This window comes from Paenisporosarcina sp. FSL H8-0542 (genome assembly GCF_038632915.1).
Taxonomy (GTDB): Bacteria; Bacillota; Bacilli; order Bacillales_A; family Planococcaceae; genus Paenisporosarcina.
Map to the genome: position 1 here is coordinate 2,651,741 of NZ_CP152050.1, position 14,398 is coordinate 2,666,138.

The window sequence follows — 14,398 nt, forward strand, 5'->3', positions numbered from 1 at the left end:
AATAAAAAAGCTCACACTCAGTTTACCTGAGAGTGAGCTCAATTGACTTACTTTAGAATGATACATAACGAATCGGATTGACCGCATTTGAACGTTCACTATTCCAAGGTCCTTCATGAACTTCAAAATGTAAATGAGGTCCAGTCGAACGACCAGTATTTCCCATTCTACCTATCATTTGTCCTTTAGAGACTGATTGACCTGAACTTACATTGTATCCACTTAAATGCGCGTAGACAGTCGTGAAAATTTGACCATTAATAGAATGTGTAACCATAATTACATTTCCGTATGTTCCCATTGGCCCTGCATGAGAAACAATGCCATCCGCTGCTGAGACAATCGGTGTACCGATGCTGTTTGCAATGTCACTGCCGTAATGGAATTCCGCGCCTGATCCGATATTACGACCACCGAAAGTGGAAGAGAAACGTCCTGCAGCAGGGCGTGTCCAATCACCAGAAGATACTACTGGTGGAGGTGTTCCATTTGAATTTGAAGAATTATGTTTATTGCGTTCAGCAGCATCTTTTTTCTTGCGTGCGATTTCAGCTTGACGTGCAACTTCGATTAATCTCTCTTGTTCAGCTACTATTTTACTCTCTACCGCTTTACTGATTTCGAGTGTTTCAGAATATTCTTTTTCAAGTGAATTCTTTTGTTGGATTAATTTTCCTTGTTCCGCTTCTAGTTGGTCTACTAATCTACCTTTTGAAGCTTTTTGGGAATCAAGATTTGATTTAAGACTTACTAATTTATCACGGCTTGTCTTTTGTTGAGCCAATTTTTCTTCAACCGAAGATTTCTGCGCTTCCAATGACTTTTTATCTGCAGCCTGTTCTTCCAAAATCTTGCGGTCTGCATCCATTAGCGTATTTACAGCTGAGAAACGGTCAATGAAATCTGAGAAACTGCTAGCTCCAAGTAACACATCAAGATAATTGACGGAACCGCCACTTTCCTGAACGGAGCGAAGACGCTCTTTAATTAACTCGTCACGATCAGCGATTTTCTTTTCTAAAACCGTAATACTTTCATGCAATTTTTCAATTTCTAAGTTCGTGCGTTTAATGTCTCCAAGCACACGATCTATTTCGCTATTTGTCTCAATAATTTTGCTATCGAGAGCTTGAATTTGAGCAAGCAATTTTTCTTGGTCCGATTGATTTTCTGAAATATCGCCTTTTTTCTGATTAATAGTCGAATTCAATTGTGATTTTTTATGATCCAATTGTTTCTGTTCATTTTTCAAATCGTTCAAGGAGTTAGCCAATGCATCCGCAGGTTGTGTCATAAATAATGAACACCCCAATACTGTTGCAATGGAAACTGCCATCCATTTAGATTGTTTCTTTCTCATGTTCTGCCCCTTTCAAGCTCGCGTTTAAACGCGTAAAAACTTACGTACTGACATAAAACTTCCCCACACACCAATGAAAATGCCCATCAATAAAATGAGGCCGTTAACTTGATACAAAAATGGAGTAAGTGGTAATAAATTAAACAATTCGCCTTTCAAATAAGGTTGAACAGCGTGATATAAGTTGTAATAAAGTAAAGTGACGAGAGTTATTGGCAATATTGCACCAAGGATTCCGATCCACATTCCTTCTAAAACGAACGGTATACGAACAAACCAATTTGACGCTCCTACCAGTTTCATAATTTCAATTTCACGTCGACGTGCAACAATTGTGATACGGATTGTATTCGAAATTAGGAACATCGCAGTAAATAGTAACGCTAGGATTAATACTAAACCTATATTTCTAGCAACATTCAGGAAACTGAATAGTTTCTCAATCTTTCCTTCACCATATTCGACAGAATAGGTGTTTTTAAGACGATCTATTCGTTGAGCAACTTTCTCAGTTTCCTGAGGGTTTTCAGCCTTCACGTAGTAGGCTGCACGAAGCGGGTTATTTTGATCGGACAATCCCATTGTCGCTCCGAAATCTTTTATTAAATCTTTTAATTCAGCTTCTTTTGTTGAATAGACGACTGTTGCAACACCATCTAATTCTTTAATATCTTTTTCTAATTGCGTTGCAGCTTTGTCATCTGCAGTAAGTTCAAGCAACACTTTTATTTCAACATCTTTTTCTAAATCATCAGCCACTTTACTTAAATTCATCATGATCATTACGAATACGCCGACAAGCAACAACGTGACAGTCACTGCACTGGCAGATGCAAAAGTCATCCAGCTATTTCGGCCGAGACTTTTAAAACTTTCACGGAAATGACGTCCTACAGTCCTAGCTTTCATAACCGTAGTCACCTCCGACTTCATCACGTACGACGAGTCCGCCTTCAACTGCAATTACTCGATGTTTGATTGTATTAACAATTTCTTTATTATGGGTGGCCATTATAATGGTTGTCCCACGACGATTGATTTCCTCGAACAAATTCATGATATCCCAAGAAGTTTCAGGATCTAAGTTTCCAGTTGGCTCGTCCGCAATCATCACTTTTGGGATGTTGACAATGGACCGGGCAATCGATACTCGCTGTTGTTCTCCACCAGACAGCTCAGTTGGGAACATACGAGCTTTATGTTTAAGCCCTACCAAATCCAAAACTTCCATAACACGTTTACGAATCACTTTTGGCGATTCTTCAATTACTTCTAAAGCAAATGCTACATTTTCAAAAACATTCAATCTCGGTAATAATTTAAAATCTTGAAAGACAACACCTATTTGTCTTCTTAAATATGGAACTTTTTTCGACTTCAATGTCGCCAAGTTTATGCCATTTACTAGTATATCTCCACTCGTAGGACGCTCTTCTCTGTACATCATTTTGATAAATGTAGATTTACCAGCCCCACTTGGACCTACAACATATACAAATTCACCTTGTTTGATTTCTACATTAATTCCGTTTGCAGCAACAATGCCGTTTGGATATTTTTTGTAGACATTTTTCATTGAAATCATATTTTTGTAACCACCTATGTTTTTTCCTAGCTGTTCGAAATTTTTTCCGACAAGCTCATTATATCAAGTTTGTCGACAAAATTTTATTACAGTACTATTACAAAATTTAGACAGAAACCTTGTGATACCTCCTCATTAGTTCTTTATCCCTAAAATTCAACACGATATTTCGACCTATTAAATACTAAAATTCGGCATTAGGTTCCTGAAATCCTCCTTTTAGTTCGACACTTTTTTGACAAAAACAAAGACCAATGACATAAACAGTCATTGGTCTTTGTTTATTACAATTTATTTTTTATTAGCCAACCATTCTGCAACTACTTCAGCTTCTGCGCCTTCAATAATGTTCGGAGGCATTTGACCACGGCCTTTTTGAATTACCTGTAAAATTTCCTCTTCAGTAAGGCGGGATCCCACATCTGTCAGATTTGGGAAGTTGCCTTGCCCTTCTAAATTACCACCGTGACAGCTTGTGCAATTACCCTGTACAATTTTTTCAGCATCCTGTGTATCAGTTACTTCTCCGCCATTTTCATCATTGGTTGGCGTCGGTTTTTCATCATTTCCACCACCACATGCGGCAAGCATTAGTGCAGAACCAAAAATAGCTGCAAGAAATTTTTTGTTCATCTTGTTCCCTCCCTCAAAATAGTTTATATATACTTTTTAAGTATACCTAAATTATGGACGTTTGAAACCCTCACCGAGTACTTCGTAGGCATCTGAAACAATGACAAATGCTGATGGATCAACCATTTTAACTAATTGTTTCAATTTCGTGAATTCGGTTTGATAAACAACAACAAGTAGCATTGGTCGTTCTTGTTCGGTATAGCCACCAACTGCCGGAAGCTTGGTTACACCACGATTTATTTCGGTATAAATAGCATCCCGTAATTCTTCCTGTTTATTCGTAATAATGTAAACCATTTTCGATTGGCTGAATCCAAGTTGAATAATATCAATGGTTTTGGTTGTCACAAATAGACCAATCAGAGCATATAATCCTTTTTCAATATCGAAAACTAGGGCTGCAGAAAGAACAATCAGTCCGTCAATCAGCATAACGCTAGTTCCAAGGGTAAATCCGGTGTACTTCGCTAAAATTTGAGCCGCTAAATCTGTTCCGCCAGTTGATGCATGTCCTCGGAAGACAATACCCAATCCAACTCCTACTGAAATCCCGCCAAATAGTGCCCCGAGTAACGGATTTAATGTTGCGGGTTCCCATCCTGCAGTTAGTAGGACAAACATGGGAAGCGTAAGTGTTCCGACTAGTGAACGTGCGCCGAATTGTTTACCAAGAAAAATTACTCCTGCAATAAATAAAGGAATATTAAATGCGTATTGCACATATCCTGGATTCCAATTGAACAATCCTTTTAAAATCGTACTGATTCCACTAACTCCGCCAGATGCCACTTCGTTCGGCAATAAGAAAACGTTAAAACCTACAGCGATAATAGCAGCACCGGCGATGATATACATATATTCTAAAACGGAAGCCAAAATAGGATGTGGCTCTACCCGTGTTTTTCTATTCATAAAATTTCCTTCTTTCTATTATGTCCATTTTTCCCTAATGAAGTATAGCAGAGGATATATAGTGTGTGAACTTCATCATGTTAAAGTGAGCCTGTATGAAAATTTTCTTTCAACGTAACAATTGGCATATATACGTTGATTTATCGTACATTTGCGCTGGCCGCATGTTCCGCATGAGCTAACAAGTATGAAAACCACCTACTTAATTGTTTTCCCTTAATTTTAGTAAGCTATGTATTATTTCTTTGTTGTTGTTTAGGGATATGGAGCAAAACAGCAAAAATTAACTGAGCTTTTTTATCCTTCGTAAGAGTTTACAGAACCATAAAAAAACGGACACCTCTGTAGGATGTCCGTTTTTGCCTTAATTCATTTTTGATCGCAAGTAGGAATTGATGAACAAATCGATATCGCCGTCCATTACACCTTGCACATTGCCACTTTCAGCATTTGTACGGTGATCTTTTACCATTGAATAAGGATGGAAGACATATGAACGAATTTGAGATCCCCAACCGATTTCCTTTTGCTCCCCTCGAATTTCGAGCATCTGAGCTTCTTGTTCTTCGATTTTCAATTGATACAATTTCGCTTTTAACATCGTCATTGCTTTTTCACGGTTCTTGATTTGAGAACGTTCTTGTTGACACGTAACGACTGCACCTGTAGGTAAATGAGTGATACGGACAGCGGAGTCAGTCGTATTGATATGCTGACCACCTGCACCACTGGCACGGTACGTATCGATTTTCAAATCTTCCGTACGAATGTCAATTTCGATTTCATCATTAAATTCAGGCATAACTTCACAGGATACGAAAGAAGTATGACGTCGGCCAGAAGAATCGAAAGGAGAAATTCGTACTAAACGATGAACCCCTTTTTCAGCTTTCAAATAGCCGTATGCATTGTGGCCTTTAAAGCCTAGTGTGACGGACTTAATTCCAGCTTCGTCACCAGGTAAATAATCGAGTGTCTCCACTTTGAAGCCACGCTTCTCGCCCCAACGTGTATACATGCGCAGTAGCATGGAGCCCCAATCCTGAGACTCCGTTCCTCCTGCTCCAGGATGAAGTTCAAGAATGGCATTGTTTTTGTCATACGGTTCGCTCAGTAATAATTGCAGTTCAAAATCGCCCAATTTCGCAGTAAACTCTTTCATCTCACTGCTGAGTTCTTCTTGTAATTCCTCGTCAGGTTCTTCGCGTAACAATTCCAATGTCATTTCTAAGTTTTCCTGGGTATCAAGCAATTCGTTATATTCGTTCACAATTTCTTTTAATCCATTTGCTTCACCAATGACCACTTGCGCTGCTTGTTGATCATTCCAAAAGTCAGGCATCGACATATTTTCATCCAACTCAGCAATTCTTGCCTCTTTGTTTTCTAAGTCAAAGAGACCCCCTAAAGTCGGATAATTTTGAAGCTGTTCTGTCTAATTCATTACGTACATCTGATAATTCCATCATGTCTAAATTCCTCCGTTATCTTTCAACAGCACCATGGCAATTTTTGAATTTCTTGCCACTGCCGCATGGGCACATTTCATTTCTTCCTACTGAAGCTTCTGTACGAACTGGCTTTTTCTTGACAGATCCGCCTTCTTCTTTCGGATTAACAGCTTGGCCCTTCGCTACTTCTTCACGTTCCAGGTTATTGCGTATTTCTGCCTTCATAGCATATTTCGCAACATCATCCTGTACAGACTCAACCATCGCTTCGAACATCGCAAATCCTTCGTTTTGATACTCACGAAGTGGATCGATTTGTCCGTAAGCACGCAAGTGAATTCCTTGGCGCAGTTGATCCATCGCATCAATGTGATCAATCCATTTTGAATCAATTGAACGCAACAGGACAACTTTTTCAAATTCACGCATACGTTCAGGAGACATTTCCTCTTCTTTTTCATCATAGCGTTTGTAAACTTCCGCTTTAATAAATTCTGTGATTTCGTCCGCAGATTTACCTTCCAACTGCTCACGAGTTATGGCACCTTCAGATAGTAAATTTGCTTGAATTGTATCTTCCAGACCTTTATAGTTCCAATCTTCGTGCTTGTCTGAAGCAGTATGAGCTGCAACTGATCGTTCAATAACTTCGTCGATCATCGTTTCTACCAATCCACGCATGTTATCGGTTTCCAGCACTTCCAAACGTTCTTTATAAATGATTTCACGTTGTTGACGTAAAACATCATCATATTGAAGCAATCGTTTACGTGCATCAAAGTTATTTCCTTCGACACGTTTTTGTGCTGATTCAACCGCACGTGTCACCATTTTCGACTGGATTGGCTGAGAATCATCCATACCCAATCGAGACATCATAGCACGCATATTATCCGAACCGAAACGGCGCATCAAATCATCTTCCATTGATAAATAGAACTGAGTCACACCAGGATCGCCTTGGCGTCCTGAGCGTCCACGAAGCTGATTGTCAATACGACGGGATTCATGTCGTTCTGTACCTATGACAGCTAATCCACCAACTTCGATGACACCTTCACCAAGTTTGATGTCTGTTCCACGTCCAGCCATGTTCGTAGCAATCGTTACAGATCCTTTATGGCCAGCAGTTGTGATGATTTCAGCTTCACGTTCATGATTTTTCGCATTCAGTACATTGTGGCGAATGCCATGTTTTGTCAACAAGTTCGAAATAATTTCAGAAGTTTCGATAGCCACTGTACCAACAAGAACTGGTTGACCAGCTTTGTGTCGTTGTGCAATATCTTCCGCTACGGCTTTATATTTACCTTCCATTGAAGCGTAAATTAAATCAGCACGATCATCACGTCCAATGACACGATTCGTTGGAATGGCAATGACATTCATATTGTATATATTGCGGAATTCTTCTTCTTCGGTTTTGGCTGTACCCGTCATCCCAGAAAGTTTTTCGTACATACGGAAATAGTTCTGGAATGTAATGGTTGCCATGGTCATCGATTCATTTTGAATCTCAAGGCCTTCTTTCGCTTCAATCGCTTGATGAAGTCCATCCGAATAACGGCGACCTTTCATCAGACGTCCTGTAAAGGAGTCAACAATTACGACGTTGCCTTCTTGAACCACATAATCAACATCGTTATGCATACTTGCATGTGCCTTCAAGGACTGGTTAATGGCATGGTTTAAGCGAACATGTGTTAAATCGAATAAATTGTCGATTCCAAACGCTTTTTCAACCTTTTCAATTCCTGCCTCTGTTAATACGACACCTTTAGTCGACTCATCATATGAAAAGTCTTCTTCCTTACGAAGTACACGGACAAGAGCATTTGATTGTTGGTAAAGTTGAGCAGATTTTGCTGCTTGTCCTGAAATAATCAATGGCGTCCGTGCTTCATCAATTAAAATGGAATCGACTTCATCGATTACTGCATAATAGAGTGGTCGCTGAACATGTTCTTCTTTGTACAACACCATATTGTCACGTAAGTAGTCGAATCCAAGTTCGTTGTTTGTTGAATACGTAATATCAGCTGCATACGCTTCACGTTTCTCGTCCTTATTCAAACTGTTTAAATTCAATCCAACAGTTAATCCTAAGAAATTATACAACTGACCCATTTCGGCAGCATCACGGCTTGCCAAGTACTCATTGACCGTAACCACATGAACTCCTTTTCCAGTGATGGCATTTAAATAAACAGCCATAGTGGACGTCAACGTCTTCCCTTCACCGGTTTTCATCTCTGAAATATTGCCTTCATGAAGTGCAGCCGCACCCATAATTTGAACGCGGAAAGGATACATACCAAGAACTCGTTTGGCTGCTTCCCGAACTACTGCGAATGCCTCCGCTTGAATTTCCGATAAATCGGAACCACTTTCCAATCGCCCTTTAAATTCATCAGTCTTAGCACGTAACTGATCATCAGTTAATGCTTCCATGTCTTTTGCAAACGCCTCTACTTGATCGGCAACTTTTTCTAATCTTTTTAAATCACGCTTATTTAAGTCAAATACTTTATTTAATACTCCAAGCATTTAAATTCACTTCCCATATAGTCTCAAGGTTTTTTTATATAGTCTCAAGGTTTATTTTACCACTGCAACTATAGGGGTGCAAATGACGGCTATATCTCTACAGTGTTTGTCTATCTTTTAGAAAATCATGCAGTTGTGTCCAGTTCAAAGGTTTGCTGCCATAAAACCCTTGAATGACATCTGCATTCAAAGCCTTTATTAAGAAGAGCTGTTTTTGTGTTTCCACCCCTTCTGCAACTACGTTGAATCCTAAATCGTGGGACAAGTCAATGACGGACTTAATAATCGCCTGCACACGCGAATCATTCTCCATTTTCTGAACAAATGAACGGTCAATTTTCACACGGTTTATCGGTAAAATACGCAAATAATTTAATGAGGAATAACCTGTTCCGAAATCATCAAGCGCAATGGAAATGCCCATTTCTCGAATTTTTTCGAGCGTTTCCAACACTTCTTCTCCACCCTCAATAAAGATGGACTCAGTTATCTCGATTTCGATGAGGCCAGGATCTACATGATATTTATTCAACAACGATTTCAAGAGATGAATGAAGGTTGTTTCCCGTAGTTGAATCGTACTGACATTGATCGCTACAGACGACACATGTGGGTATTCCATATGAATACTCTTAATTTCGCGAATGGCTGTTTCAAGTACCCAATCACCTATCTCCTGAATTTTCCCAGACTCTTCCGCCACGGGAATAAACTCGGCAGGAGAAATCATTCCCCATTCTGGATGTCGCCACCGCAGCAATGCTTCCAGACTTTCGGTATTGCCTGTTTTTAGGTTGAACTGTGGTTGGTAAACGAGTGAAAGTTGATTGTACTTGATGGCCTCACGTAAACCTTGCTCCATCATATGCTGTTTTTCGAATGCTTCCTTCATTTCATAATTGAAATAGAGGACTCTGTTTCTTCCTACTGCTTTTGCTTTATAAAGTGCGGTATCTGCATTGATTAGTAATTGCTCACATGATTGAGCATCCGTGGGATAAAGTGAAACTCCTATGGAAGAAGTCACAAAAAACGCTTGTTCATTCAAATAAAATGCTTTTGCGAATGAAGTATGTATTGCAGTAAGGGTTGCTCGGACACCCGGGAATTTGTCTTTTTTGGAATGTAGCAAGACAATGAATTCATCCCCACTGAAGCGACCAAAGCAGCTGTTTTCTGGCAATAAGTCTTTTATCCGATGTGCTACTTGTACTAATAGCGAATCCCCGTAAGCATGTCCTTTCGAATCATTGATTTGTTTAAAATGATCAAGGTCAATAAATGCCACAGTTATCATTTGATCGGAATCGGTTAATTCTTCGATCCATCCGGCAAGTTCACGTTCAATCGAAAAACGGTTTGGCAAGTTCGTTAATGAGTCAAATCTTGCCTGATAGTCAATTTCTTGTACTTGTAGGTTTAGCAAATTGCCCATCTGCTCGATAGATTGTGCAATTTCACCAATTTCGTCCTTACTTTTGATTCCCATCTTAGCGACTAAATTCCCTTGTTCCATTTGACGGACATGCTTCACAATGGTCGGTAAGTCTTTTAACATGGAGCGAAGCAACCAGGATAAGGTGATTAAAATAAGAATTGCTGCGATGATCCATGATAAACCGATGATTTGTCCAAAACCTGCAAGTGGTTGGGTAACTGTTTTTTCGGGTGCATAACTAATCAATTGCCAACCAGTACTATCAATTTCTCGTGTTTGTACATAAAAGTTTCCTTTTGATGTTTTAACTAACTCGAATACATTTTCAGCGAGTGAAATGTTTTCGAATTCACTATTAATGTTGTCAGAGTCAAATAATGTTTGCCCTGTCTCTGTCAATAAAATATGCTTGTTTTCCTTTGTTTCATATGGATCTATCAATTTAGGAATCGTATCCAGGTGCATGTCCAAACCAAAATAACCGAGACGTCTGCCCTCTGATTCGACTGGATAAATGACACTCACGGTTAATTCCTTAGTTGTGTAATCGACATAAAGATCTGAGTATGATAAGCCTTCTGCTTCATTCGCTTTTTTAATCCACGGTCGTTTATGTATATCATAAGCGGCATCGGTAACGTATCCATTATCTGCAATTAAAAAATTCTGCTCGAGAAAGGCCATCCATACTAAACCAACACCATCTGTATTTTCTTGTACTCTTGTCATAAGCTGATTTGCTTGCTGATATGTATTTGACTCCTCTACATTTTCCCGTTCAATTGAAGATTCCATAAGTTCCCGTACATCTTCAAGTTCTCCAAGTTGTTTTGTAATTTCACTTTTACTACTTAACAACGTGTAGATTTGCTGAACCACCAATTCGTTTTCAAGGGCCAATTCTTCTTCCATTTGTGATTCAAATAAGTTTTTTGAATAATTGTATGAAAAAGAAGCCATCACAAAGAGGATTGGGATGACAATTGCACTCATGGCAAATAACACTTTCCCACGAAATCCAAGTCTTTTCCAAAATCGACTTTTCTTCATCCAATCCCCTCCCCTATTTAAGTGAAGTACCTAGCAATTAATAATGTAATAATTCGCTTCATTCGAGTGAATTCCTCCTCAATCGACAAATAAATCAATTTTAAAGGCTATGTTCAGCAATACTGTTGCTTTTGTCCGTTTGTACTAGCCATTCGCTCCGCTTGAGGCATTCTGGCGCAAATCATTTTTTAACATCAACTGCATTTATACAAATCATAATTTTTACTGCTGTTAAATGATGCTGCTGTTTATCGCCATTCGCGCTAGCCGCATGAGCCAACAATTATGCATATCACATATTTGTTAGTCTCACACTTGGGCCAACATGAAGTGGGTCATGAAGGTGTTGCCACAAAATTTCTCGCATTGCATTTTGCAACGAGTAACCGGAGACTCAGGACAAGGCGTTTTTAACCTTCTTCCCCTGGAATGCAGGCGCAAATACACTCTTTCTTATCAACAGCTTTATTTTGCTTAATAAATAAAAAAAGAAAGCCCAATTCTTTCTGGGCTTTCTCATTTATTGATTAAGATTAATTTGTTTCGATTAAACCATACTTACCGTCTCTACGCTTGTAGACGATATTTGTTCCATTAGATTCTGCATCAGTGAATACGTAAAAATTATGTCCAAGCATATCCATTTGAAGAACCGCTTCTTCCTGATCCATTGGTTTCAATTCAAATTGTTTTGTACGGACGATGTGTAATTCTTCTTCACTCTCGTCCTGATATGCCGCTTGCTCAGGAGAAACAACGTTTGCGAAGTATGCACCTACTCCTTCACGTTCACGGAACTTACGGTTTACTTTCGTTTTATATTTACGAATTTGACGCTCAAGTTTATCGACGATTAAATCGACCGCTGCATACATATCATTGTGACGTTCTTCAGCTCGAAGCGTTAAACTCTTCAAAGGAATTGTTACTTCCACTTTCGTTTGACTGTCGTTATACACTTTTAAATTGACATTTGCGTTCGCTTGGAGATCTTCGTTGAAATAGCGCTCTACCTTATTGATTTTGCTTTCAACGTGCTCACGAATCGCAGGAGTTACCTCGACGTTTTCACCACGGATATTAAAATTTAACATGTAAACTCCTCCTTTAATTAAGGCTATGTAAACCTTATTCTACATATCCCCTATAAACTCCTGCTACAAACCAAAAACTTTTCTGGATTTTGTCGAATAAATGCCTTTTTCTGTCGCATCATGCTCGAATCAATGTAATTGCATCTACTGATTCAGCCCCCGCTTTTTTCAAAACAAATGCGGCATGATGCAGTGTGGTGCCTGTTGTATATAAATCGTCGACCAATATAATGTGTTGATTTTGAACACTCTTGGACACGGAAAAAATTAATTCGGAGGACATCCGATCTTTTCTTGTTTTTCCGACTTGTGAACGATTTACAGTTTTGTCCAACACATGCGTATAAGGAACATGTGCAGCCATGAGCAATTGATCCACTTGTGAAAAGGTTCTCTCCTGTAACTTTTCCGGATGTAGAGGAATAGGGACTATCAACTTCTGAACATTTCTTAACGGTTTGAAATCTTCAGCAAAAATCGTTGCCAGCTCCACGTCCAACTGGAATTTGTATTGTTGAAACACATGCTTCATCCAGTCATTGTAAGTGTATATGGATCTGACGGTATCCAGTGCACCTTCATATATTGTCCCCGACCATTCATTTTCAATCTGATTATTTTGTACTTTTTCAAATTTTGCTCTGCAACCATGACAAAGAACGTCCGATTGTTTTAAGAAGAATAGTTTTTGCCAAGAAGCACTTTCTAAAAATGGTGTTGAACAGAGTAAACACGTCATTGCCTGTATCCACCCTGCTTATTGTGAGCTTCTATAGTAGCTTTGGCTGTATCCATGGCAGACGAAATTCCATGATGAAAAAACACCAGATCTCCATCAGGATAATCTATCGCTCGACCGACACGCCCACCTATTTGGATTAATGCACTGCTCGTAAAAATCGTCTCATCAGCACCTACTACTGCTACTTGAACATTAGGAATCGTGATTCCTCGCTCCAAAATGGTCGTTGTCAGCAAGCCACAAACTTTTTTCTGACGCAATTTAATGACCTTATCTTTTCTATCATTGTCTTCTGCATGGACTGACAAAATTTCCGGATGCAACAGCTGAAATAAGGGCAAAGCTTTTTCCATGAGTTCAATAGTAGGGAAGAAAATTAAAAAAGGTCGGGAGTGGTTCAAGCAATTTAAAGTCCACATCTTTAATTTTGGGGGAAGTTTACCTTTCTGAATGTGCTTATGATAATTCCACAACCCGACAAAACGTGGTATCGGTAGAGGAAAACCATGAAACCTTACAGAAATGACCGATTTATTAACAGCTTGTCTTAAAAGTTCATCAGATGGTGTAGCTGTAATAGTATGGACAACAGCTTCTTTCTTTTTCGCTTTTTGCACTGCATATTGCAGAGCTTTATCCACTGTATATGGGAAAGCATCCGCTTCATCGACAAACACGACATCAAAAGCTTCTTCAAATCTGTAAAGTTGATGTGTTGTTGCGATGATGAGCTGTGCGTAGTCCGTGTAACCCGGAGAGCCACCATATAAAGCATGAATAACTGTTTGCGGAAAAACTTGCTGGAATCTCGGCGCAAGCTCCAGTACAACATCTGTCCTTGGAGTAGCCACACATACACGTTGTCCCCTCTCAAGCAAATCAAATACAGCAGGAAACAATAATTCCGTTTTTCCAGCTCCGCATACGGCATGAACTAAATGACTTTGATTTCGACGGACGCTGGCTAGCAATTCATTTGAAGCTCGTTCTTGTTGGGATGTCAATTTGCCAGACCATGAAAACCGATGTGACTGGACTTGTTCAATCACAGGTCCAGTCCATGTTATCAACTCCGTGCAACTGCTCACTCTGCCCATACGAATGCAATGCCTGCAATAAAAGCAAACACCTTTACATTTTGCACAGTGGAAAGAGGTCAATTGGTTAACTCCGCAACGACGACATTGGTGTTGATTGGTTTTTAGTAATGGTGAAAAATGAGTTGATGAAATGCCTTGATGAGGGGTAATAAATCCTTTTTCAATTAAATCTTCTATGTCGGATAAAGGAAATGGGGTTTGTTCCTTCAACCATAATCGGCCACTTAAAAATGTTTGTATCTCTTTCATGAGCATCCCTCCAATACGGATATCTCATTCCTACCATTTAATCATAATCCCCAATTGTGGAACTCGCCAATTTAAGATGGGCATATTGGTGTATGGAGAGGGAAAATTTTTAACAAAGAAGTTGATATTATGAAGGAGTGTATTTGCACCTTAAATGCCGCAAGAGCTTGAAGCGTGTGTTAAGCGGATTTCATACTAGTTAGCTCTGGCGGAAGATTGAAGATAGCTCAAATA

The 14,398-nt window shown here is 39.3% G+C and carries 11 protein-coding genes; all 11 read right to left on the minus strand.

All coding sequences use genetic code 11. The features are described 5' to 3' along the window. Positions 1 to 52: 52 nt before the first annotated feature. Positions 53 to 1,360, minus strand: coding sequence for a M23 family metallopeptidase (locus MHH33_RS13620; RefSeq protein WP_016428053.1), 1,308 nt, complete (start codon positions 1,358 to 1,360; stop codon positions 53 to 55). 24 nt (positions 1,361 to 1,384) lie between these two features. After that, a complete protein-coding gene (gene ftsX, locus MHH33_RS13625) occupies positions 1,385 to 2,269 on the minus strand; it encodes a permease-like cell division protein FtsX (RefSeq protein WP_016428054.1) in 885 nt (294 codons plus the stop codon). After that, complete coding sequence (ftsE, locus tag MHH33_RS13630) at positions 2,259 to 2,945, minus strand: cell division ATP-binding protein FtsE (RefSeq protein ID WP_016428055.1); 687 nt, start codon at positions 2,943 to 2,945, stop codon at positions 2,259 to 2,261. The genes ftsX and ftsE overlap by 11 nt, the downstream gene beginning before the upstream one ends. A 291-nt stretch (positions 2,946 to 3,236) precedes the next feature. Further along, a complete protein-coding gene (gene cccB, locus MHH33_RS13635) occupies positions 3,237 to 3,578 on the minus strand; it encodes a cytochrome c551 (RefSeq protein ID WP_016428056.1) in 342 nt (113 codons plus the stop codon). A 51-nt stretch (positions 3,579 to 3,629) separates the two neighbouring features. After that, entirely contained in the window at positions 3,630 to 4,493 is an 864-nt protein-coding gene (locus tag MHH33_RS13640; protein WP_016428057.1) for a YitT family protein, read from the minus strand. A gap of 364 nt (positions 4,494 to 4,857) precedes the next feature. Next, positions 4,858 to 5,959 (minus strand): peptide chain release factor 2 gene (prfB, locus tag MHH33_RS13645; RefSeq protein ID WP_147640335.1). Its coding sequence is split into 2 segments (ribosomal slippage): positions 4,858 to 5,886 and positions 5,888 to 5,959, totalling 1,101 coding nucleotides; the frame shifts between segments, so codons are not numbered across the junction. Between the two features lie 18 nt (positions 5,960 to 5,977). Continuing rightward, positions 5,978 to 8,491, minus strand: a complete 2,514-nt coding sequence (secA, locus tag MHH33_RS13650) for a preprotein translocase subunit SecA (protein ID WP_342542023.1) — start codon at positions 8,489 to 8,491, stop codon at positions 5,978 to 5,980. A gap of 97 nt (positions 8,492 to 8,588) precedes the next feature. Then, a complete protein-coding gene (locus MHH33_RS13655; protein ID WP_342542024.1) occupies positions 8,589 to 10,979 on the minus strand; it encodes an EAL domain-containing protein in 2,391 nt (796 codons plus the stop codon). 533 nt (positions 10,980 to 11,512) lie between these two features. Further along, positions 11,513 to 12,073 carry a ribosome-associated translation inhibitor RaiA gene (raiA, locus tag MHH33_RS13660; RefSeq protein WP_016428061.1) on the minus strand — a complete coding sequence of 187 codons (561 nt, stop codon included), beginning with the start codon at positions 12,071 to 12,073 and terminating at the stop codon, positions 11,513 to 11,515. 118 nt (positions 12,074 to 12,191) lie between these two features. Then, positions 12,192 to 12,812, minus strand: a complete 621-nt coding sequence (locus tag MHH33_RS13665; protein WP_342542025.1) for a ComF family protein — start codon at positions 12,810 to 12,812, stop codon at positions 12,192 to 12,194. Beyond that, entirely contained in the window at positions 12,809 to 14,164 is a 1,356-nt protein-coding gene (locus MHH33_RS13670) for a DEAD/DEAH box helicase family protein (protein WP_342542026.1), read from the minus strand. Before MHH33_RS13670 ends, MHH33_RS13665 begins: the two co-directional genes overlap by 4 nt. Positions 14,165 to 14,398: the final 234 nt, after the last annotated feature.